The organism is Thalassobacillus pellis (genome assembly GCF_016908295.1).
GTDB classification, from domain to species: Bacteria; Bacillota; Bacilli; order Bacillales; family Halobacillaceae; genus Thalassobacillus; species Thalassobacillus pellis.
In genome coordinates this window covers 16,861-38,059 of sequence record NZ_JAFBDO010000007.1, presented here as the reverse complement: position 1 = coordinate 38,059, position 21,199 = coordinate 16,861, and the positions used below count along the sequence as shown (strand labels likewise).

The window sequence follows — 21,199 nt, the reverse complement described above, 5'->3', positions numbered from 1 at the left end:
CACGTACCTTAAGCATTGATTTTATCAATGGTAAGCTTTGTGTACGGTTGACGGTGACCTTGTTTACGCTTGTAATTTTTCTTTGGCTTGTATTTGAAGACAGTGATCTTCTTTTGACGGCCTTGTTTATCAACTTTGGCTGTAACAGAAGCACCATCTACGAATGGAGCACCAACTTTTACGTCATCTCCTCCGCCAACGAAAAGTACTTTGTCAAAAGTGACAGAATCGCCATTCTCGCCATTGATTTTCTCAACGTAGATAGACTGGCCTTCTTCCACCTTAAATTGTTTACCACCAGTTTCAATAATTGCGTACATGAACTGCACCTCCTCATAGAACTAAGACTCGCCATCCCAGGTACCTTCAACGGTTTCAAAACCTGTTCTGAGCGGTTGTAGCAGTCGGGTGCTACTTGAATAACATAACGATGTTACCATGAATCAAAACGTATTGTCAATATGATAGCCGCGACTTGCTACAAATTCCTCTACCATTTCCCGAGAACCAGCAAGTTCAATGAAATAATCATCACATAGAGAATGGTTATGGAAAAACAGCACTTGTGAAATTTTACTAGAAATTCTGTCGGAAATCAAACGCTTAACAGCTGCAGCAAATTCGTTGGAAACTCCGACCAGAACAGCCTCATGATTAGTGTGCTTGTATTTCAATAATTCCCTCTCCAGTCTCATTACTTTAGTTTCCAAAGTAAAGGATGCAGGATGATCGGCCTGGAGAAAACTTTGCCAGGACGGGCGTTCCCGCTTTCTAGTCATTTCGAGTATACCAAGCTTCGTAAATCCATAAATCTGAGTTTGTATTCGTTCTTTCGCCAATTCATGTTTTAAGGCCTGAAACACCTTGTTTTCCATTTGGCTGGAGTGCATCGTTATGAAATCAATCATTATAATTCCTGATAAATTCCGAAGTCGTATTTGCCTAACAACCTCAGGCACAACTGCAAGGTTTACCTGAAGTGCAGTTTGCTGCTTATTCATTTTTCCAGAATAGCCCTTACTGTTGATGTCGATTACAACCATAGCTTCTGTTTCACTGATATGAAGTTCTGTTCCTCGGCTTGCGGGGACCACTGGCTGGATGAGTCTTTCCTGAAGGGCTGCAATCCTGTTTGTTGCATCCCAATCCCTTTCCCATCTAATCTTTTTTTTAGAAGCAGGAAAACGTTCCCTCAGCGAATTAGCTAAGGAAACGTCATCAACAATCACCTGATCGAGTTCATTAATAAGATTTTTCCTCATTACCTCATCAGGGACCAGCTTGTTACGATATACACTATGCGGTTTTTTATTTTCGCTCTCCTCAACTGCCTGGAACCATTGTTTCCTTAGTGCGTTCAGTTCATTTAATAGTACATCAAACGGTTGCTCAGCTGCTGCGGTCCGGACGATGACACCTTCGTTTTTCTCGAGGAATTCCTCCAACTCCACTTTCCATTCTTCCTGAAGAGACAAAGGCAGCTTTTTTGAGACAGAAACTTGTTTCTTGTAGGGCAAATAAACAAGGTACGATCCTGCGATACTGATTTCCGTGGTCAAAACAGCACCTTTGTTTCCAAAATTCTCTTTCTTTATTTGAAAGAGACGCTTTTCTCCTTCCGTGATAAGTGACTCAATTCCAGCCTGGCCATGGCTGATTTCCTGCTTTCGAAGGAAACCATTCTTTTCATCCCCGAAATCTATAAAAGCTGCTTGAAGTCCCTTATCCACTTTTTCAACTTTTCCATAATAAATATCTCCGACGCGCGCTTTCTTGCCCAAACGGTCAAAATATACTTCTGTCGATTGGTTGTTTTCCTCCAACAATGCTGCTCTTTCAGTTGATTGTACTGATATATATAAACGTTTCATATTAACCTCTCTATTTCTTGATAGTAACCAATTCCTTTACAGGTATATGCGGGTTTCCTTTATTAAAATAATAATATAAGCAATCAGCATCACTTACTATTGCTTTCTCGCCTAAACCTTTGATAAAAAATGCATGTTGCCGGTCACTTCTGAATGTTGTCAGCAAATCCCATATGGTCATATGAGGTTCAACTACTCGGCGAATGATTTTGCCAGTGGATAAACCAGCCCGATGTCGATGCATCAAGTATCTTATGAAAGAATAGTAACGTCTTTTCCATTCTATCCGATTTTCCAACAGTAGAAAAGCTCCCAACAGGCAGCCGTGAAGTGTAAAGAGGGAAAAATAGGTCAGCAGGATGATCAGCATAACGAGGAAACAGATGGAAAACAAGATGACAGCATGATGTGCAGTGCGGTATGGCAAAAATCGGCAGCACCCATAAAAAAGAAGTTTACCTCCATCTAACGGCCAAATGGGTATCAGGTTGAATCCCAAGAGCAGCCAGTTGTAATAGATCGCTATATCTATAAGCGGCTGCGTACCAGCAAGCATCTGCTCTATCGGAATAAGGAGCAGCAGTACCCAAACATGCTGAAAGGGTCCGGCAAGTGTAACTGCCAGCTGCTCACGTAATGGCCTGCTGCCATGTTCTTCACATTTAATTGTGCCGCCGAACAGCCACAAAGTGACACCTTGAATTCTCCATTCAAACTTCCTGGCCATCCGATAATGTCCCCATTCATGGATGGTCACCATCCCAAACAAAATCAGGAGCTCCACAAAAGCCCCTGTGATCAAGGAAGTAAAAATGAACAAAATCAAAATGGGATGAAGATGTAACTGGGTGAAAAAATCAAGGTTTTTCATCGACTTTAATCGCCTCGACCGGGTCTATGAATTTATTGTCCTTTTCTACGGCAAAAAAGAAGTCACTTGTTTCGCCTTGCTCCGGATTTATTTTCCCAATTACATCTTTAGGGTTGACGTGTTCATATAAATGGACGTCAATAGAAGATAAATATCCATAGATGCTTTTACTGCCATCGGAATGCTGCAGGATTATTGTCTGCTCTGTCTGTTCATCCTTGCCCGCAAAGATGACAGTACCTTCATCCATAGCGACTACTTCTGCAGGTTCATCGGAAGTCATGACTATTCCTTTTCCGTGACTTTGAAAAGTTTCACTCACCACGCCGTTTACAGGGAGTGCTGCAGGACTTGCTTCCTTGTCTTCCTTCGACTCAACCAATTCAAGGGGGCTGCCGAATTTTCCCTGATACCAGTCAGTAACTGCTGCAAACGGAAAATCTTCCTGTAAGTTGTGAACCACCCATTCTTTAGGCGACTTTACCCAGGAGGCTTCCATTTTAATTAAACTTGCTACGGCGAAAAAAAGACAAGCAGAAATGAGAACACGCAATAAAAAGTAGCTCCATTTACTTTCACTTCTTTGTCCAGACATACCAGGCGTATGCTGAGGAAATGGAAGGTAACCATGCTTTTCTTCTTCCTGGACATGATAAAGATTGTCCATAGACTTACTTTTTCTTCCAGTTTGTTGATAAGACTTGTCCCTTTTTCTTGCAGAAATACTTTTCCGGATTTTCTCGATATCTTTACCCATATCAGCTTCACCCTTACATAAGGTTTGTACAAGTGTATGAGCGTAAGGACAAGAGTATGAATAATTAAAAAAGCCCCCGCATCACTTAATGGATGGTATGGGGGGCTTGATCAGGTTCTTATCCCGAAGAATCTTTTCATTTTAGCAAGCAGGCCTTGCTCTTCTTCTAATGATAGTAGCGGAACAGATTCACCCAGAATCCTCCTGGCAATATTACGGTACGCGAGGGAAGCTTTCGAATTGGGCTGAAGTGCAACAGGCTCACCTATGTTAGAAGCTTTGATAACTTCTTCGTCATCAGCCACAACACCAAGTAAGTCAATAGACAGGAGATTGACGATATCATCAACATCGACCATGTCCCCAGTTTTAACCATATGATTTTTCATACGGTTTACGATTAATTTGGGCGGTTCCATGTCTTCCTGCTCCAGCAATCCGATTATCCGATCGGCATCACGAATGCTGGATTTTTCAGGATTAGTAACAACTACCGCTTTATCCGCTCCAGCTACAGCATTTTTAAAGCCTTGTTCAATGCCTGCCGGGCAGTCTATGATTATGTAATCGAAATCCTGCTTCAATTCTTCAACGATTTCTTTCATTCTTTTTGGGGACAATTCTGATTTATCACTTGTTTGAGCTGCTGGGAGGAGTTGTAGACAGTCAAAGCGCTTGTCAGGTATGAGTCCTTGTTTAAGCTTTATCCGATTTTGGACAACGTCTACCAAGTCAAAAATTATCCGATTTTCAAGCCCCATTACGACATCAAGGTTACGGAGACCGATATCTGTATCAATCAAACAAACTTTATTGCCTAACAATGCCAAGGCTGTTCCTATATTGGCTGTGGTAGTCGTTTTACCGACTCCCCCTTTCCCGGAGGTTACGACTATCGCCTCACCCATTCAGCATTCTCCTTTCAAAACTGCTTAAATCTGGACGCTTTTTAATAACGTCCTGGAGACGTTCCATCAATATCTTACTTACTTTTTCATCCAGGTATGCACATTCCATATAGACACCATCAGTTTCATAATCCGGGGCCTGGCTGATCGAATCAGAAATGCGTAATTGGCTTGGCTTCATAAAGGATGCTGATATCACTGCCTTCTCATCACCATCCACCCCGGCATGGGCGATCCCCCTTAGACTCCCCATAATGAAGATGTTCCCTGTAGCCATTACTTTGCCTCCGGGATTTACATCTCCAATTAATAATAAATCACCTTCAATGTTGATAACCTGGCCAGAACGGACTACTTTCACAAATGGTTTTACTTCCGCATGCTTCTTCCATTCTTTTGCCTCTTCCTTCGTGATAAGATTCGATTCGATTGAATCTACTACAAGATGCTGTTTTTCTCGGATGACTTTTTTAAGCGCATCTTTCTGTTCCTGCGTAAGATAACGATTTCCTAATTGAATGGTAACATTAATCAACTGATCGTCTTCCGCCTGGTTATTGGAAGACAGTTTTTCATCCAATTCTCCAAGTATTTCCTTATAGGAGCATTGATCATCTAATTGAAGCGTGAGACCATGCCTCGTTCCTTTAATGGCTATTTTTTGCTTACTGGCTATCATTTTGCATCACCCCATTGTATATGGACCTTTGTCAATCCTGTTGACTGTCAATTGCGCTGAATAGTTTCGGACCACTTTTCCATTCTGCTTTTAAGCAATGGATATACCAGAAAGAAAAAGAGCAGATTAGCTATGACGGTAGGTATCAATCGGTCTAATAAGAAAGACTCCCATGGCATTTGTGTCACTTTAGAGAAGAAATATATAGTATAAAGAAAAACTTCTGTGATGCATAAACCCATTATGCTGAGCAGCATGGCAACCAGAAAATTTCCGTGGAGCATTTTCTTAAAGCCATGGACGATGTATATGACGATGCCATAGGTAAACATATATACTCCTAACATACTAGTGTATACCATGTCGATCAGAAGGCCGAAAATTACCGCATATAAAATAGAATAGTAGGTATCATCAGTGTCGAAAAAAACTGCCATCAACATGAGTATAATCAGCACCCAGTGCGGAGTTATGAGGAGTTCAGAATAGACAAGACTGGATGGAAGCAGACTCATCGCCATCCCCTGAAAGACTAACAAAAGGAAGGAAATCAAGGGAAGATAGAAACGTTGTATCATTCCTTTTCCTCCTCCATTTGCTCCTCCATATTGTATGTTGGCATACTTCTGTCTACAATCATGACATGATTGATATCATAAAGGTTTGCTGCGGGCTCCACATAAGCTGTCTGGGTAAGTCCGTATTGGTCTATTTCCACTTTCGTTATTTCCCCAATGCGTAAGCCAGCCGGGAAAACGCCACCTTTTCCGGAAGAGATAACCGCTTGTCCTTCCTTGATTTTTGCATCATATTCTATCTCTTTTAACAACAACTTATCGGTTTCCTCATCATAACCTTGGATAAGTCCATGGATAGGGTCTCCTTCTTTTTTCCATACCCATGCAGATATTCGATTATTCCGGTTGAACCCGCTCAATAAACGGACGGTAGAATGGAACTTATCAGTGGTCTGTACTTTCCCTACCATTCCTTCCCCGGTAATAACGGCCATTCCTGATTTAACACCATGCGTTTCGCCGCGGTTGACAATCATTTGGCTGAACCATCGTTCTGAACTCCTGGCAATAACCGTTGCATCAATCGGATTATAATCTCTAAGGCTTTCCTGCAGATCAAGATTAGAACGCAATTCTTCATTTTCATTCTTCAGCATCTGGTTTTCCTGCATGATCGATTTGTATTGCGACAGCCGCGACTTCAGCACTTGGTTCTGTTCATAAGTCTGTTTGATATCCTGTATGTTGTCAATTGTGCCTTGAACGAATTGTACGGGTTGGTTAAAAATCGTCTGCACCCATCCTACTGTGTCATGAATGAACTGCTCGGGAAGAGTGAGTTCACTTCTCTCCCTTATCGAAAAGCCGACAAGGGATACCAGTAGGATGAAACTTACTAATACAAGGATAAGTCTTTTTTTTCTAGTAAAAGAGGACATAAAAAACCAAACCTATTACATACCTGAACGTGATGCAACGTTAGGCTGGGATCGAAAATGCTGGATGTATTCAAGCGACTTACCCGTACCTATCGCTACACAGTCCAATGGCTCATCAGCTACGAACACCGGCATCTTTGTTTCATCGCTGATCACTTGGTCCAGTTCTTTTAACAGTGCTCCGCCTCCTGTCAATACAATGCCTCGGTCCATGATGTCAGCTGCCAGTTCTGGAGGTGTTTTTTCCAGTGTGTTTTTGACCGCATCCATGATCGCTTCGACAGTATCCTTCAATGCTCCTGCGATTTCGGAAGATGTAATTGTGATTGTTTTCGGTAATCCTGTCAGTAAGTCTCTTCCGCGGATTTCCATCTCTTCCTCGAGATCGGATTTTCCCGCTGAACCTATTTCCATTTTCACAGCTTCTGCAGTCCGTTCACCAATCATAAGATTATATTGTTTCCGTATATATTGGGTGATCGCATCATCCATCTCATCACCAGCCAATCTGATAGATTGAGATGTGACAATTCCCCCTAATGATATTATTGCAACTTCTGTCGTACCCCCACCGATATCTACAACCATACTACCAGTAGGCTCCCAGACTGGAAGTCCTGCACCAATAGCGGCTGCAAATGGTTCAGCAATTGGGTATGCTTCCTTAGCGCCTGCCTGTTTCGTTGCATCGATAACAGCTCGCTCTTCGACCATTGTGATTCCAGACGGTACACAAACCATTACGTTTGGCTTTTTTGCAAAAGTAGAACGGGTTTTCATCGCTTTTTGTATATAATACTTCATCATTTCAGCTGTTGTATCATAGTCAGCTATTACTCCGTCTTTCATTGGTCTTACGACAGAGATATTGCTTGGGGTACGGCCAATCATGTTTCGGGCAGCATTCCCCACTGCTTCAATATTTCCGGTGGCGACACTGCGTGCGACCACTGAAGGTTCTCTTACCACAACACCTTTATTTTTAATGAACACTAATGTATTCGCAGTTCCTAAATCTATTCCTAAATCTTGAGAAAAACCAAATAAACCCAATATTATCTCCCTTTCTCCTGAATCTTGTGGGATTTCAGTATTTATATATCAAAGTTAAAATAACTGTCGGATATTGCTGCCAATCCTCTCAGCAGCATGAGAAAGAAGCGCCTGTTATAAGTTCTGACTTATAATAGGCGCTGTTTTTCAGTATCTATTCAATTATACGAAAAAAAATCAAAATTGGATAGTCTTATAGATATCCTTTTTCTTTTAGTGATACAAATTTGCGATCTCCTATCACTATATGGTCCAATAGTTCTATGCCAATCATCTTTCCGCATTCCGCAAGCCTTCTGGTGACATGAATGTCTTCCTGAGAAGGAGTGGGATCTCCAGAGGGGTGATTATGTGCGCAGATAATAGAGGCGGCTGAGCGCTTAACAGCTTCTTTGAAAACCTCGCGAGGATGAACGATCGAGGCATTGAGACTGCCAATAAATATGGTCTGCCTGTGCAATACTTGATTTTTCGTATTAAGAAACAGACAGATAAAATGTTCCTGTTTCAGAATCCGCATTTCTTCCATGACAAAGTCTGCCCCATCTTCCGGACTGCGTATAATATAGCGGTCAATAGGTTTTAAATGATGGATACGTTTGCCTAGTTCAAGTGCAGCTTGAAGCAGTACTGCTTTAACTGGGCCAATCCCTTTTATTGCAGTAAGTTCTTCCACTGATGCGTCTTTCAAGAGTTCCAAACCCTCGAAATGCATAAACAACCGCTGGGCTAAGACCATGACGGATTCATTCTTTGTTCCACTACCCAATAAAATCGCAAGCAGTTCCTGATTGGATAGATGGGAAGGGCCGAGTTCGAGCAGCCTTTCCCGGGGTCTGTCTCCCTTAGGGACGTCCTGCATCATTACTTGGACATCTTGCAATATCTCCGCTTCCTTCCTTCATACATTCCTCACATTTTTTCTTCTTCTTCAGGATGGTAAAATTTCAAACGTGCGTAACTCTCTGACTACACGGGAAAGAGGGAGACCGACTACATTATAATAATCACCTTGAATCGCCTTTACAAGTATCGCTCCCTTTGATTGTATACCGTAGGCGCCAGCTTTGTCATACGGATCCTTCGTATGGATGTACTGTTCGATATCGTCTTCTGTCAGCTTCCAAAACTCCACAGTTGTCTGCTGGGAGAATACGTATGTTTGCTCATTTGTACGGATGGAAACTCCTGAATGGACATCATGTACTTCCCCGCTAAGCATGTGAAGCATTTCAGATGCCTCCTCTTTACTTTCAGGCTTTCCGAGAATGTTACCCCCTGCACTTACAATGGTATCTGCGGTTAATAACACTTCGTTATCACTAATGGTAAAAGCTTCACTTTTCATACGCGCCAGCTGTTCTACAATACTTTGCGGATCACTTTTTCTATGCATGGATTCATCGATATCACTAGTTTTAACCTCGAATGTATACCCGGCGAGTTCCAGCAGCTCCTTTCTTCTCGGCGACCCTGACCCTAATATTAATTTTTTCATTTTTAAACCATCCTTACTAAAAAAGTGAGGTTCTATTTAGTCTAGAATAATTATCGCAAATGATAAAAACTGTTTATTATCCTTCTGACTAGCTCACTTTCCATAAAAATTCTATTATTTCTTAAGTAAATTAAACATTTCTTTGTCCATTTTAGACAAAAAATAAAAAAATAGGCAACTTTAGCCTATTTTTGAAGGATGTTCTCATACGTTTTCCATATAGCGAAAAGCATTTCCTCTTTCTCTGCGGTACCTTCCGCACCAAGATATGAGTTAATTGACTGTTCCAGCATTGTAAAAGCTTTTCCGTCCGGCAGGGATGCCTGCAACTGTTCCCAGGCAGCTTGGTCTGTCTCCCCTGTAATCGAGGAAGTGAAAAGGCCAGGCAACTTATCCAGCACTTCTGCCCCCTTAATATCTACTTCTTTCATTCCGGATACGGCCCACGGTTTTACATAAGTCTGTAACCCATCTTCTTTTAATTGGTCTGCTTTCTCATTAGCAGATGACTCTGAACTGGCAAGCCCGGCAAATAAATAAAATTCTCCTTCCCTTTCCCAAATGAAGGTGGGGTAGCCTGCATTTTCATACTGACCGCCCCAGGATACTGCTTTTTCTTTGCTGGTGAAATAACCTGCCTGAATAACAAAAGCACTTAACTCCGGCAGCTCTGCAGCTCCGCTCCCTGCCGAATTGTCGGTTTGGCCTGATGCCGCTGACTCTTGTAAATAATTGTACCCCTCTGCTTTATCATTTTCCGTAATGCCCACAAACATCCGTAAAAGAATAAACCCTAGTACCAGGCCGGCCAAAAGTGCAGCCAAAACAGATAACAAAACTTTTTTTACTGGCTGAGAGAGGTTTTTTTTCCGCTTCTTTTTAAAATACGGATGTTTTTTCCACACTTCAGGCTCAATTACTTTCTTCGGTTCCTTAAACTCATATTCATAAATATCTACCGCAGCTGCTTGCTCTTCCTTTGAGGTCTCAACTTCTTTAAACGCATCGTGCTCCTCACGAGGAATCAGAATTTCTTCACCGTTCATACGAATTGAAATTTTATCCTGCTTGTCCACTGCATCACCCCTGTGCCCTTTGAAAACAACTCTAGCACAGTTTATTCAAGAAAGTAGACGACTCCTGTCGTGTGCGGATTATTTTATTTATCTATTTGTGTCTGATTGTGGAAGCAGTTTGACATAAAACTAAATCATCAATGGAAAAAAAAAGAATACCAGGCCATCAATTCTTCTCCTTTAAAATAAGTCAGTAGAGCACCTGTTGCAATATACGGTCCAAAAGGGACAGGTTTACTTCGCGATATCATGCGGACAGAAAGGAGGGTAAGGCTGATAACTGCACCAGTGAATAACGCCAAAATAAAGATAAGCAGTGCTTGCTGAAAGCCGAACATGATACCCAACAGTCCCATTAATTTCATATCTCCTGCCCCCATCCCTCCTTTGCTGACTATGATGATTACAGCAAGCAGGATAGCGGCACCCACTGCACCAAAGACTGACCCAAACCATGGTTCCAATGGATAGACAATTCGATAAAGGATGAATAGAGGTAAGTAAAATAGAAGAAGTTTATTCGGAATGAGCATATAAAGCAAGTCTGATACCAGGATGATCATGCTAAGGGTAATTAAAAGAAGAGCACCTGCAAATTCATAACTCCATCCAAAGGTCAGAAAACTGACAGCAAACATTATCCCGGTCAAAAGTTCAACAGAAGGGTAAAGGAAAGAAATCGGTTTATGGCAATATCGGCATTTGCCGAGCAGCATAACATAGGAGAGGAGGGGGATGAGATCAGAGGATTTTAAGTGATGGGAACAGTGGGGACATTTCGACCGTGAATAGGTAAATGATTCACCTGCGGGCATCCTTCTTCCGACTACATTGAAAAATGATCCACAGATAATTCCGTATAGAAATAAAAAACACGCATAAAAGAATTCCATATATCTACCTTCTTTTTCAAATTAGTAATAACTATCTTATTATTGAAATTTTTAATGATTTTTCAGACAAAAAGCCGAGTGAGTTACTCGGCTGCAACTATATTCGGCATATAACTTGCCACCTTATTTCTGCCCTTCTGTTTTGCACCCGTATACATAGCCCTGTCCGCATGCCTTATCAACTCTTCATGACTTTCACAATGGTCAGGGTAGGTTGCGACTCCAATACTGGCTGTCAGCCAAATGGAAACATCTTCGTTTACATTTAAAATATGCTTGCTTAACTTTACCGGCTTAGAAGCAATTTCTTTACGTATAAATTCAGCTATCCTGATACCTTCCTCAGCTGATAAGCCAGGTAACATAATAACAAATTCTTCGCCACCATACCGAGCCACGGTTCCACGATCACTGACAATTCTAGTGAGGTTTTCAGCCAGGCAACGAAGTACCTCATTTCCACTCTCGTGGCCATATGTATCATTTACCTGTTTGAAATGATCCAAATCCAGAAGAATCAGTGAGATGGATTCCTTTTTAGTCACATGGCTGTCAAAGGTCTTTTTCAATTCTTCCTCAAAATAACGATAATTGTAAAGTCTGGTCAGCGGACAACGTTCGCTTTTTATTTTTGTCTCTTCATAATTACGTGCATTTTCAATAGCAACCGCAAGATAGTTTGCCAAAATTCCTAAAATCATATATTGATATTTTACAAATGCTCTCTTTTTACTGGAGATGATGGTGATTACCGCAACGATTTCAGAACTTCTGTAAACTGGCAGAGAAATAACGCTTTCCCCGTCATCGGGCAGGTACCTGCCCACAAGGTGAGACCACTGTCTTCGGTTATTATACTGTATACCTTTGCCAGTTTCCAGGACAGTCCCGCTGATGCTTTCGCCTTTTGACAATTTTATAAAAGGATTTGTATGTGTCTGGCTTGCGTCATGAAATCTGAGGAGCTCAAGTTTATCACCAATAACATTGTAGATATAGCAATACCGTAATGGAAGGAGCTTTACTAACCTATTAATAAATAGATCGACAACTTCGGTTACATTAAGCTGACCCGTGAGTTCATGGCCGATATCACTTATTTTCTGCAAATAAACGTTCACTTGCTGGCTGGAATGGTAAAGCATGAGCATTACTGTAATAAAAACAAAAGGAATACCGACAAAGTAAACGGCCACTACTCCAATTTGTGAGTAAAGCAAGTAAAGCAGAAAGCCTACCGGCATAACCAGTATTGTTGTGGAAACTTCCCATAGCATTGATCTGTCCAAAATCTTGACAGGTCTATTATGTAGAACCACCCCAAAAATAATAATCAATATCTGGTTCACAAGGAACAATGTCAGGATGTACCCCAACACTGGAATGATATCAGAAAAAGCCTCGAATGAAGCTGATCCATGCTTTCCTCCTAACTGTTCATAAACGAACGCAGATGCACAGCTTGCTGCCATGAACATGAGCATATTCAATGGCAGACGATAGAAATCTTGCGTGGGAATCCTTAACTTGATGATAAAGACGACTAACGCAACCTGAGTAAGAATCAGCTCAATAAAAAGACCGAAGTATAAAAATACAGCTAAGCTGACACCGTGGATGAAAAATATTGGGTAATCACCGAATACTAATGGAAAAAACGCCACCACACACATCAGCAATGCAAAAGAGAAGATATCTGTAGCTATTCCCTGAAATCCTGGTGTAAAAAACACATACAAAAGATAAATCACGGAAGGCCAGACAAGCAACCAGGTCATCCAAACAGCCAGCTTCTTCTCTTTAGTCATATTCGATGCATCCCCTTGCATATTATGCTGCATTTCTGATTCAAATGGTTATTATTGAACTAGGACATTATGCTAATGGAAAATTCAGATTATTAGTATTTTATCATACATTTTTCCTATATTCCAAGTATTTTCTCACTTCCGACACAAAGTATAGAGAGCCAGTGACAACCAAAACGTCATCCTGATTCAAATTACTCATAATATCTTCAAGAGATGATTTCCAATCTTCCGTACTGTCGGCATTTTCACCGGGGTATAATTGAAGCAGCTCGCTCCCTTTCATTGATTTAGGAAATGCAAAACCTGTAAATATAACCCTATCAAAACTGCCTGCAAGCCTGGATAACATTCCAGTTATCGGTTTGTCACTTAAAGCAGCATATAAAAGATATTTTTTATGATGGGGAAAATGCACTTTCAGGGTATCTATCATTGAAATAGTCCCTTCTTCATTATGTGCTCCATCAAGGACAACCGCTGGGTTTGTTGAAATCTGTTCAAATCGCCCTGGCCAGTCAGTAGACATAATACCTTTCTGGTAAATTGCCCTGTCGAAGTGATACTCAATCGAAAGAATTTCAACTGCTGCCAAAGCTACAGAAGCATTTAAAACCTGGTGTCTTCCTTTCAATCTTGTAAGGAAAGGCTCAGAAATATAATCTTTCATCGTAAATGTAAATTGCTCGCCATCGTTTGTACTCTCTTTACGAAGAACGGAAAATTCTTTTCCAAGCCTGAATACTTGGGCTCCTTTATCATCAGCTTCTTCCTTTATCACTTTAAACGCGATATCATCATCAACTGCTGTTATGAGCGGTACACCTTGTTTTATAATGCCCGCCTTTTCAGCCGCAATTTGTTCGTAGGTGTCACCAAGAATATTAATGTGATCTAACCCAATATTTGTAATTACTGTCATGATCGGTGAAATAATATTAGTGGAATCATACCTCCCCCCTAATCCTGCCTCAAAAATGACGAAATCCAATTCAGCCTTGTTAAAATATAAAATTGCCATGGCAGTGATTACTTCAAACTCGGTAGGTTCACCTAATGAAGTTTCTCCCAGCTCTTCCGCCAAGGGTCGAATTGCAGAGACCAAATCGACCCATTCCTCATCTCTTATCGGCACTCCATCTATGCTGATCCGCTCATTAAAAGTAATGATATATGGAGAGGTGAACGTACCTACTTGATTCCCTTGCTGCTGCAAGAGACTCCTGATAAAAGATAGCGTAGACCCTTTACCGTTTGTTCCTGCAATATGGATGGCATTTAAACCCTTTTCTGGGTGACCAAGCCTTTTCATCATCCATTCCATCCGCTTTAAACCTGGTTTTATTTTGAATTTTTCACGACTGTGTATCCAGTCTATCGCTTCCTCGTAAGTCATACGATGTTTCCTCCTTTCATTAACGCTAATTCTTCAGTAATAGAATCTTCATAAAAGAAGAGAGCACCCCTCTGTGGAATACCCTCTTGCTTCTTTCACTTACGCCTGTAATTCCTTGATTCGCGCTTCTACTTTCGCACGCTTCTCAAGATAGTCATCTTCTTTCTTCCGCTCTTCTTCTACTACATGATCAGGTGCTTTATTAACAAAGCCTTCATTCGATAGTTTCTTTTGGACGCGTTCTACTTCTTTATCGAGCTTCTCGCGTTCCTTCTCAAGACGAGCGATTTCGTCCTCTATGTTGATCAGACCGGCTAATGGAAGGTACAATTCAGCTCCTGTTACGACGGACGTCATCGCTTTTTCCGGTGCACGAATTTCTGTTGCGATTTCGAGCTCGCTAGGATTACAGAATTTTTCTAAATAATGTCGGTTCTTTTCCAACTCCTTGGTTACCTGTTCATCTTTTGTTTTAATCATAAGCTGGACTTCTTTTGACATTGGGGTATCCACTTCTGCCCGAATATTACGTACCGAACGTATAATATTCACGAGTCGTTCCATTTCAGAAACAGCTTGCTGATTATTGTATTTCTGTTCCACTTGAGGCCATGATGCTGTAGTGATCGATTTCCCCTCATGCGGCAGATGCTGCCAGATTTCTTCTGTAATAAATGGCATAAACGGATGCAGCATGCGCATGATGTTATCCAGTGTATACGCAAGGACCGACCTTGTTGTTTTTATCTCAGCTTCGTCTTCTCCATATAGAGGCAGTTTCGCCATTTCTATATACCAGTCACAGAATTCATCCCAGATGAAATTGTATAAATGTCTGCCTGCTTCACCGAACTCATAACGGTCGATATTTTTTGTCACTTGTTCAATGGTTTCATTCAGACGAGTCAGTATCCATTGGTCTGCAACGGATTGGACGTTAGATAAGTCAATATCTTTATATTGCAGATCACCCATGTTCATCAGGGCAAAACGAGAAGCATTCCAGATTTTATTGGCGAAATTCCAAGTTGCCTCTACTTTCTCCCACTGGAACCTGAGATCCTGACCAGGTGCCGATCCAGTTGATAAGAAATACCGTAACGAGTCAGCACCGTATTTATCAATCACATCCATCGGATCAACCCCATTACCGAGGGACTTACTCATTTTCCTTCCTTCAGCATCTCTGACTAAACCGTGGATCAGTACGTCCTTAAATGGGCGTCTGTCTGTGAATTCAATCGATTGGAAAATCATTCGGCTCACCCAGAAGAAAATGATGTCATATCCAGTTACAAGGACATCGGTTGAGAAATAACGCTTAAAATCCTCATTTTGTTCATTCGGCCATCCCATCGTGGAAAACGGCCATAATGCTGAAGAGAACCAAGTATCCAACACGTCTTCGTCCTGTTCCCAGTTTTCTATATCCTTAGGTGCTTCTTTTCCGACATGGATTTCACCGGTTTCTTTATGGTACCAGGCCGGTATCCTATGCCCCCACCACAGTTGGCGGGAAATACACCAGTCCCGAATATTTTCCATCCAGTGAAGGTACGTTTTTTCAAAACGGTCAGGGACGAATGTTACCTTATCATCGCTCTGTTGCAGTTTGATTGCTTGTTCTGCCAATGGTTTCATATTGACGAACCATTGTGTAGACAAATACGGTTCCACAACTGCACCGCTTCGCTCAGAATGGCCAACAGAATGATCATGATCCTCAATATCAAAGAGGACTCCTTGTTCCTGCAAATCTTTGATTAGCTGTTTACGGCATTCAAAGCGGTCCATTCCTTTATATTTACCAGCATTTTCATTCATCGTTCCATCTTCATTCATTACAAGTACACGTTCCAGGTTATGACGATTGCCGATTTCAAAATCATTTGGGTCGTGTGCAGGAGTAATTTTTACAGCTCCTGATCCGAACTCCATATCTACATAATCGTCAGCCACGATTTCGATTTCCCGGCCGATAACGGGCAGTACGACCTTTTTGCCAATCAGTTTCTTGTAACGGTCGTCGTCGGGGTGTACAGCAACCGCTGTATCTCCAAGCATTGTTTCCGGCCTTGTCGTTGCAATTTCAATATAGCCTGAACCATCCTGCAAAGGGTATCTCATGTGATAGAAATGACCTTTGACATCTTTGTAAATGACTTCAATGTCAGAAAGAGCAGTTTTTGTGGCTGGGTCCCAGTTTATGATGTACTCGCCACGGTAAATAAGGTCTTTTTCATATAACTTGACGAAGACTTCCCTAACCGCATCAGACAGCCCTTCATCCAAGGTGAAACGTTCCCTCGAATAATCAAGGCCGAGTCCGATTTTTTCCCATTGGGTACGGATGAAATCTGCATATTCCTCTTTCCAGGACCACGCCTGTTCCAGGAATTTCTCCCTTCCTAATTCATATCTGGTCGTGCCCTGTTCTTTTAATTTTGCTTCTACCTTAGCTTGTGTTGCGATTCCTGCATGGTCCATACCTGGGAGCCATAAAACATCATAGCCTTGCATTCGTTTAACCCGGGTAATGATATCCTGAAGGGTTGTATCCCAGGCGTGACCAAGATGCAACCTCCCTGTAACATTTGGGGGAGGAATAACAACAGTATAAGGTTCTTTTTCATTGTCTCCTGTCGCTTCAAAAAACTTGCCATCCACCCAATACTTATACCGATCTTCTTCCACAGCTTTCGGATCATATTTAGGCGGTAAAGACACCTCTTGATTATTCATCGTTCATCCTCCTCATCATTTCACAAAGTGTTAGAAAATTAAGCATTCACTCGTCCTTCCGTGTATGCGTATGTTTTTCTTATACTAGGAACCTTTTAAATTTTCACTAAGTCAAGAAGCTTCTTAGTAAAATTTTATACTTGCTCCGTGTAAAAATAAAAAACCCTTTCATCCAATAAAAGGACGAAAGGGTCATTCCGTGGTACCACCTTGATTCACAGACTTACATGGTCTGTGCGCTTAATGATTTAACGGCTTCTAACCGGCTTCTCCTACTGCATTCAAAGAAGCTGCATCCGGGGTGACTTCCAACATACATATTACCTGGAAAACTTTCAGCACTCGGTTTTCCTCTCTGAAGGCTTGGATGATGTACTCTTCCCCATCACGGCATTTCACGTGTTTAATTATAATTCATATTCTATATAGAAATAGACGAAAAATCAACTGCAACATAAAAATGGAAGATAATTTCCGCATTTTCATCATTTTAGCCGTATTATCATAAATTATTCATAAAGAGGTGATATAGATGAGTCGTCTTTACCGTTACCGTCTGCCGCCATGGTGTCGTCAATGGCTCTATATCCTTGAAAAGGCTACTATACCGTTGATGATTTTCCAGTTGATTCGGACCCTCTTCTTCCCTACCACCCTGGATGTTTTCCTGCTTGGAATTTTTGTAGGGGCCTTTATTGCGTTTCATCTGGAGTGGATTTAGCATCCCCCTCTTCTTGTAATTGTTGAGCCTGATACGATGAATAGAGAGCTTCTGCTGCAACTCGCCCAAAAATAACACGGCGGAAGCTTTTTTCCATCGCCCACACTTTTTCCAGCTCACTAAGTGACCGGCTGGATACAACCTTTTCAAGTTTATCCCAATAATGGTGGGGGTCTACTAATTGAATAGCCAGTATTACACGCTCCTGATTGGACATTCCATATAATTGCTCGTATATATAAAATTTTTTCATGTAATCCTGAATTGGTGTGTCATGATATCGAAAATCATTCAAAAAGAATCTGCTTAAGTCCACCGTTGCCGGCCCTATATACATCCGTTCCCAATTCAAAAAATAACTGTGTCCGTGATACTGGATGATGTGACTGTTTTTCAGGTTTCCATGGTTAACGACAATCGGAATTTCATCACCTTTTTCAGGTAATTCTCCTGATAAATCCTTCAACAGTTCTAATGCATCATGGACCTGTCTGTATTGGGAACAGACTGAAAGCCCTAATGGTGACATATAATGCTGTTTTTCAAAGAACTCCAGCTTATCGAGCAGGCGGCCATGGATGTCCGTGCTTGCTTCATTCCTTTCCCGAAGCGCAGTGACGAAAGAACCAGCTGAACGAACCTGTTTTTTTGTCTGCTTATGAAGCATCCCGATACTGTGATAAAAGCTTTCTATGTCATGACTTGGGTATTTGTCCTTTGTATGCTCGACCCAGGGCGTAAGATAATACACATAATCTCTCTGTATATGATAAGGATGATTTTTTTTTGTTTTAATCACTGGCGGCGCAAGATTTCTTCCCTGAGTCTCCAGCCATTGCGTAATTTTATCCCAGTTGAATAAATCTGACCGTGTAAATCGCGACTGTTTCATGGCAAAATCACCATGATCTGTATAAACACGCGTCACCTTTCGTGATATACGTTCCGTCTGACGCGGTGTTAAACCATACATCTCCAGTAGTATATTCTCCTGATTCACTGTAATCCCTCCATGAACACAGAGGGCACTTGTCGTACTACGACAAGTGCCTTTGTTTTATGATGAATGCGTAGGGATATAAAGTATCTTTCCGGGTTTTAAATCATCCTCAAAGACATTATTTACCTTAGTCAAGTTAGTTTTGGATACCTGATATTTGTCTGCAATCGTCTCAAGAGTATCATCTTCCTGTACGATGCACATTTTCATTTTAGTATAAGTTTCTTCCCTTTCTTCAAACATACTGAACAATAATTGGTTGCCTTCCTGTCGCTGCGGTGAGGACGATTCATCCGTATGACCATCGTCTTCGTCTAAATATAAGACTGTCGATGAGGATGGGGATTCATTTACCTCCACACCTTCCTCCTCGACTTCAACAGGAGGCTGGTTCGTATTAAAAAACTCTGAAAAGGACTGAACTTTTTTATATTTCCAACGATCACCACTGGACGACTCTTCTTTTTCATCTTCTTCCTGGCCTGAATCTTCCTGGCTGGATGATTCTCCTTCAAAAGGGAGATTCACCTCAAAACTATAAGGCTCGTTCCACTCCTGTTGTTCGCCTTCATTCCGCTCCTCATCTAAACTCTCAGAAACTGATTCGCGTGCCGCTTCCTCAATACCATGGATAGCAACCGTCGCATGTAGCTTCAGTTGATTCGATGCCGGGAGTTCATAATCAAAAACATCAATGCTTACCGCAACGTTATCGATATTATCCACTCTGTTTCTCGGGATAGATACTTCTACTGGAAATTGGTGAAAAAATTGGCTTGCCCCTTCTTCAGACCGTTCAACATTGTCGATCAGCTTCCTTGAAGGGAATGGAGCAACCGCTCCTGGTTCAGAGTTGTCTGATGGATCCTTTACAAAATATTCACCTGTAAGATCGATGGTTCCTTGTATTAACACATTTTCCTCTTGCGGGTGAATAACAATTTCCGGATCTAATGAGATCCCCATCAATTCTTTGACTTCCTGTCCCCTTTCAAACCACAGGGCTTCATCCAAATAAAACGTGAATACATTATTATTTTCACTAGTCACGTATTTTCCTCCTCCCTTGTGACACAACATTCATCTCTGTTCAACTTTATGCATGGAAGAGGTCAATTATACAAGAAAAAGAAAATCCCCCATCCTAATAGATTAGAATAGGGGGATTAGCACATTACTTTGCGGTAATTCGGCTGAATACTTTTTTCACAGCTTCAATAGTTTTCTCGATGTCTTCTATTGAATGGGCAGTAGATAAGAATACCCCTTCAAACTGGGAAGGAGGAAGGAATACACCTTCATTTATCATCCCTTGATAATAAGAAGCAAATAGATCAAGATCAGATGCACTAGCTGTTTCAAAATTATAGACGCCTTGTTTATTAAAGAAAAAGCCAACCATTGAACCTGCCCTATTGACTGTGAGTGGTACGTTATGCTCCACTGCAGCTTCTGTAAAACCGGCAATCAGGCGATCTACCTTATCATTAATATCAGCGTATGCCTGATCATCCATCGCCTGAAGGGTTTCAAATCCAGCAGTCATTGCAAGCGGATTTCCAGAAAGTGTACCAGCCTGATAAATATCACCAGTTGGGGCTACACGTTCCATAATCTCCCTTTTTCCGCCATAAGCACCTACCGGGAGTCCTCCTCCAATAACTTTACCAAGGCAAGTCATATCAGGAGTTACACCAAAATGACCTTGAGCACAGTTATAACCTACGCGGAAACCAGTCATTACTTCATCAAATATTAACACTGTTCCATTTTTTATAGTAATCTGACGTAATTCCTCAAGGAAGTTATCTTGCGGTGGTACGACTCCCATATTTCCAGCTACCGGCTCCACAATGACAGCAGCAATATCATCGCCAAACCGATCAAAAGCATAACGGACACTTTCCATATCATTATATGGAACTGTAATCGTGTTTTCCGCTGTACCAGTCGGTACACCTGGAGAATCAGGAAGTCCAAGAGTGGCAACTCCCGACCCTGCTTTGATCAGCAAAGAATCCCCATGACCATGGTAATTACCCTCGAATTTGAGAATTTTGTTACGCCCAGTATATCCTCTGGCAACACGCAGCGCACTCATTGTAGCTTCGGTACCTGAGTTTACCATTCGCAGCATTTCGATGGATGGTACGCGATCGATCACTAGTTTTGCCAGTTGGTTCTCTATTTCAGTCGGGGCACCAAAGCTTGTTCCACGCTCCGTAACGGCTTTTAGCTTCTCTACAACGCGATCGTCCGCATGACCAAGAATCAATGGTCCCCAGCTGAGGACATAGTCGATGTATTCATTTCCATCGATATCATAGATTTTAGAACCTTTCCCTCTTTCCATAAAAATAGGATCCATGTTGACTGAATTGAAAGCCCTCACCGGAGAGTTAACACCGCCAGGCATCAGATCAACAGCTTCTTTATAAGCATCAATAGAGCGATCAAATTTTTTCATTAT

General features: G+C 41.6%; 20 protein-coding genes and 2 other annotated features. Of the genes, 1 reads left to right on the top strand and 19 read right to left on the bottom strand.

Going from position 1 to position 21,199, the window contains the following annotated elements; all coding sequences use genetic code 11:
- Window positions 1-8: 8 nt before the first annotated feature.
- The 16 genes from rplU to JOC33_RS17310 form a co-directional block, all read right to left on the bottom strand.
- Window positions 9-320 (bottom strand): 50S ribosomal protein L21, encoded by a 312-nt coding sequence (gene rplU / locus JOC33_RS17385; protein ID WP_205093818.1) that lies wholly within the window; start codon window positions 318-320, stop codon window positions 9-11.
- Window positions 321-334: 14 nt separating this feature from the next.
- Window positions 335-407, bottom strand: a sequence feature (ribosomal protein L21 leader region).
- Window positions 408-443: 36 nt separating this feature from the next.
- A complete protein-coding gene (locus JOC33_RS17380) occupies window positions 444-1,871 on the bottom strand; it encodes a ribonuclease E/G (protein ID WP_205093817.1) in 1,428 nt (475 codons plus the stop codon).
- 10 nt (window positions 1,872-1,881) lie between these two features.
- Window positions 1,882-2,742, bottom strand: coding sequence for a site-2 protease family protein (locus JOC33_RS17375; protein WP_205093816.1), 861 nt, complete (start codon window positions 2,740-2,742; stop codon window positions 1,882-1,884).
- Window positions 2,729-3,499, bottom strand: a complete 771-nt coding sequence (locus tag JOC33_RS17370) for a M23 family metallopeptidase (RefSeq protein WP_205093815.1) — start codon at window positions 3,497-3,499, stop codon at window positions 2,729-2,731. The genes JOC33_RS17375 and JOC33_RS17370 overlap by 14 nt, the downstream gene beginning before the upstream one ends.
- Before the next feature lie 110 nt (window positions 3,500-3,609).
- Entirely contained in the window at window positions 3,610-4,407 is a 798-nt protein-coding gene (minD, locus tag JOC33_RS17365; protein ID WP_205093814.1) for a septum site-determining protein MinD, read from the bottom strand.
- A complete protein-coding gene (gene minC / locus JOC33_RS17360; RefSeq protein WP_205093813.1) occupies window positions 4,400-5,086 on the bottom strand; it encodes a septum site-determining protein MinC in 687 nt (228 codons plus the stop codon). The genes minD and minC overlap by 8 nt, the downstream gene beginning before the upstream one ends.
- A gap of 47 nt (window positions 5,087-5,133) precedes the next feature.
- Entirely contained in the window at window positions 5,134-5,664 is a 531-nt protein-coding gene (gene mreD, locus JOC33_RS17355; protein ID WP_205093812.1) for a rod shape-determining protein MreD, read from the bottom strand.
- Window positions 5,661-6,542, bottom strand: coding sequence for a rod shape-determining protein MreC (mreC, locus tag JOC33_RS17350; protein WP_205093811.1), 882 nt, complete (start codon window positions 6,540-6,542; stop codon window positions 5,661-5,663). The genes mreD and mreC overlap by 4 nt, the downstream gene beginning before the upstream one ends.
- 15 nt (window positions 6,543-6,557) lie before the next feature.
- Window positions 6,558-7,595, bottom strand: a complete 1,038-nt coding sequence (locus JOC33_RS17345; protein ID WP_239534284.1) for a rod shape-determining protein — start codon at window positions 7,593-7,595, stop codon at window positions 6,558-6,560.
- Between the two features lie 193 nt (window positions 7,596-7,788).
- On the bottom strand, window positions 7,789-8,460 hold the full coding sequence (gene radC / locus JOC33_RS17340; protein WP_205093941.1) for a RadC family protein: 672 nt from the start codon (window positions 8,458-8,460) through the stop codon (window positions 7,789-7,791).
- Window positions 8,461-8,526: 66 nt separating this feature from the next.
- Entirely contained in the window at window positions 8,527-9,093 is a 567-nt protein-coding gene (locus JOC33_RS17335; RefSeq protein WP_205093810.1) for a Maf family protein, read from the bottom strand.
- Between the two features lie 185 nt (window positions 9,094-9,278).
- Window positions 9,279-10,169 carry an SPOR domain-containing protein gene (locus JOC33_RS17330; RefSeq protein ID WP_205093809.1) on the bottom strand — a complete coding sequence of 297 codons (891 nt, stop codon included), beginning with the start codon at window positions 10,167-10,169 and terminating at the stop codon, window positions 9,279-9,281.
- Window positions 10,170-10,306: 137 nt separating this feature from the next.
- Window positions 10,307-11,062, bottom strand: a complete 756-nt coding sequence (locus tag JOC33_RS17325) for a prepilin peptidase (protein WP_205093808.1) — start codon at window positions 11,060-11,062, stop codon at window positions 10,307-10,309.
- An 83-nt stretch (window positions 11,063-11,145) separates the two neighbouring features.
- A complete protein-coding gene (locus JOC33_RS17320; protein ID WP_205093807.1) occupies window positions 11,146-12,870 on the bottom strand; it encodes a sensor domain-containing diguanylate cyclase in 1,725 nt (574 codons plus the stop codon).
- Window positions 12,871-12,973: 103 nt separating this feature from the next.
- On the bottom strand, window positions 12,974-14,266 hold the full coding sequence (locus JOC33_RS17315) for a bifunctional folylpolyglutamate synthase/dihydrofolate synthase (RefSeq protein ID WP_205093806.1): 1,293 nt from the start codon (window positions 14,264-14,266) through the stop codon (window positions 12,974-12,976).
- Window positions 14,267-14,365: 99 nt separating this feature from the next.
- Complete coding sequence (locus tag JOC33_RS17310; protein ID WP_205093805.1) at window positions 14,366-17,008, bottom strand: valine--tRNA ligase; 2,643 nt, start codon at window positions 17,006-17,008, stop codon at window positions 14,366-14,368.
- 176 nt (window positions 17,009-17,184) lie between these two features.
- Window positions 17,185-17,406, bottom strand: a binding site (T-box leader).
- A gap of 134 nt (window positions 17,407-17,540) precedes the next feature.
- Here JOC33_RS17310 and JOC33_RS17305 point away from each other — a divergent pair.
- Window positions 17,541-17,729, top strand: coding sequence for a hypothetical protein (locus tag JOC33_RS17305; protein WP_205093804.1), 189 nt, complete (start codon window positions 17,541-17,543; stop codon window positions 17,727-17,729).
- Here JOC33_RS17305 and JOC33_RS17300 read toward each other — a convergent pair.
- The 3 genes from JOC33_RS17300 to hemL form a co-directional block, all read right to left on the bottom strand.
- Window positions 17,701-18,729, bottom strand: a complete 1,029-nt coding sequence (locus JOC33_RS17300) for a phosphotransferase (protein ID WP_205093803.1) — start codon at window positions 18,727-18,729, stop codon at window positions 17,701-17,703. The two genes, JOC33_RS17305 and JOC33_RS17300, sit on opposite strands and share 29 nt — an antisense overlap.
- 57 nt (window positions 18,730-18,786) lie before the next feature.
- A complete protein-coding gene (locus JOC33_RS20700) occupies window positions 18,787-19,779 on the bottom strand; it encodes a LysM peptidoglycan-binding domain-containing protein (RefSeq protein WP_205093802.1) in 993 nt (330 codons plus the stop codon).
- A 124-nt stretch (window positions 19,780-19,903) separates the two neighbouring features.
- The gene (hemL, locus tag JOC33_RS17290) at window positions 19,904-21,196 is read right to left on the bottom strand and encodes a glutamate-1-semialdehyde 2,1-aminomutase (protein ID WP_205093801.1); all 1,293 of its coding nucleotides are present in this window, start codon (window positions 21,194-21,196) and stop codon (window positions 19,904-19,906) included.
- Window positions 21,197-21,199 lie beyond the last annotated feature (3 nt).

Coding starts and splice junctions, on each gene's coding strand:
- rplU (WP_205093818.1), bottom strand. CDS start 320: ATGTACGCAATTATTGAAACTGGTGGTAAACAATTTAAGGTGGAAGAA.
- JOC33_RS17380 (WP_205093817.1), bottom strand. CDS start 1,871: ATGAAACGTTTATATATATCAGTACAATCAACTGAAAGAGCAGCATTG.
- JOC33_RS17375 (WP_205093816.1), bottom strand. CDS start 2,742: ATGAAAAACCTTGATTTTTTCACCCAGTTACATCTTCATCCCATTTTG.
- JOC33_RS17370 (WP_205093815.1), bottom strand. CDS start 3,499: ATGGGTAAAGATATCGAGAAAATCCGGAAAAGTATTTCTGCAAGAAAA.
- minD (WP_205093814.1), bottom strand. CDS start 4,407: ATGGGTGAGGCGATAGTCGTAACCTCCGGGAAAGGGGGAGTCGGTAAA.
- minC (WP_205093813.1), bottom strand. CDS start 5,086: ATGATAGCCAGTAAGCAAAAAATAGCCATTAAAGGAACGAGGCATGGT.
- mreD (WP_205093812.1), bottom strand. CDS start 5,664: ATGATACAACGTTTCTATCTTCCCTTGATTTCCTTCCTTTTGTTAGTC.
- mreC (WP_205093811.1), bottom strand. CDS start 6,542: ATGTCCTCTTTTACTAGAAAAAAAAGACTTATCCTTGTATTAGTAAGT.
- radC (WP_205093941.1), bottom strand. CDS start 8,460: ATGATGCAGGACGTCCCTAAGGGAGACAGACCCCGGGAAAGGCTGCTC.
- JOC33_RS17335 (WP_205093810.1), bottom strand. CDS start 9,093: ATGAAAAAATTAATATTAGGGTCAGGGTCGCCGAGAAGAAAGGAGCTG.
- JOC33_RS17325 (WP_205093808.1), bottom strand. CDS start 11,062: ATGGAATTCTTTTATGCGTGTTTTTTATTTCTATACGGAATTATCTGT.
- JOC33_RS17320 (WP_205093807.1), bottom strand. CDS start 12,870: ATGACTAAAGAGAAGAAGCTGGCTGTTTGGATGACCTGGTTGCTTGTC.
- JOC33_RS17315 (WP_205093806.1), bottom strand. CDS start 14,266: ATGACTTACGAGGAAGCGATAGACTGGATACACAGTCGTGAAAAATTC.
- JOC33_RS17310 (WP_205093805.1), bottom strand. CDS start 17,008: ATGAATAATCAAGAGGTGTCTTTACCGCCTAAATATGATCCGAAAGCT.
- JOC33_RS17305 (WP_205093804.1), top strand. CDS start 17,541: ATGAGTCGTCTTTACCGTTACCGTCTGCCGCCATGGTGTCGTCAATGG.
- hemL (WP_205093801.1), bottom strand. CDS start 21,196: ATGAAAAAATTTGATCGCTCTATTGATGCTTATAAAGAAGCTGTTGAT.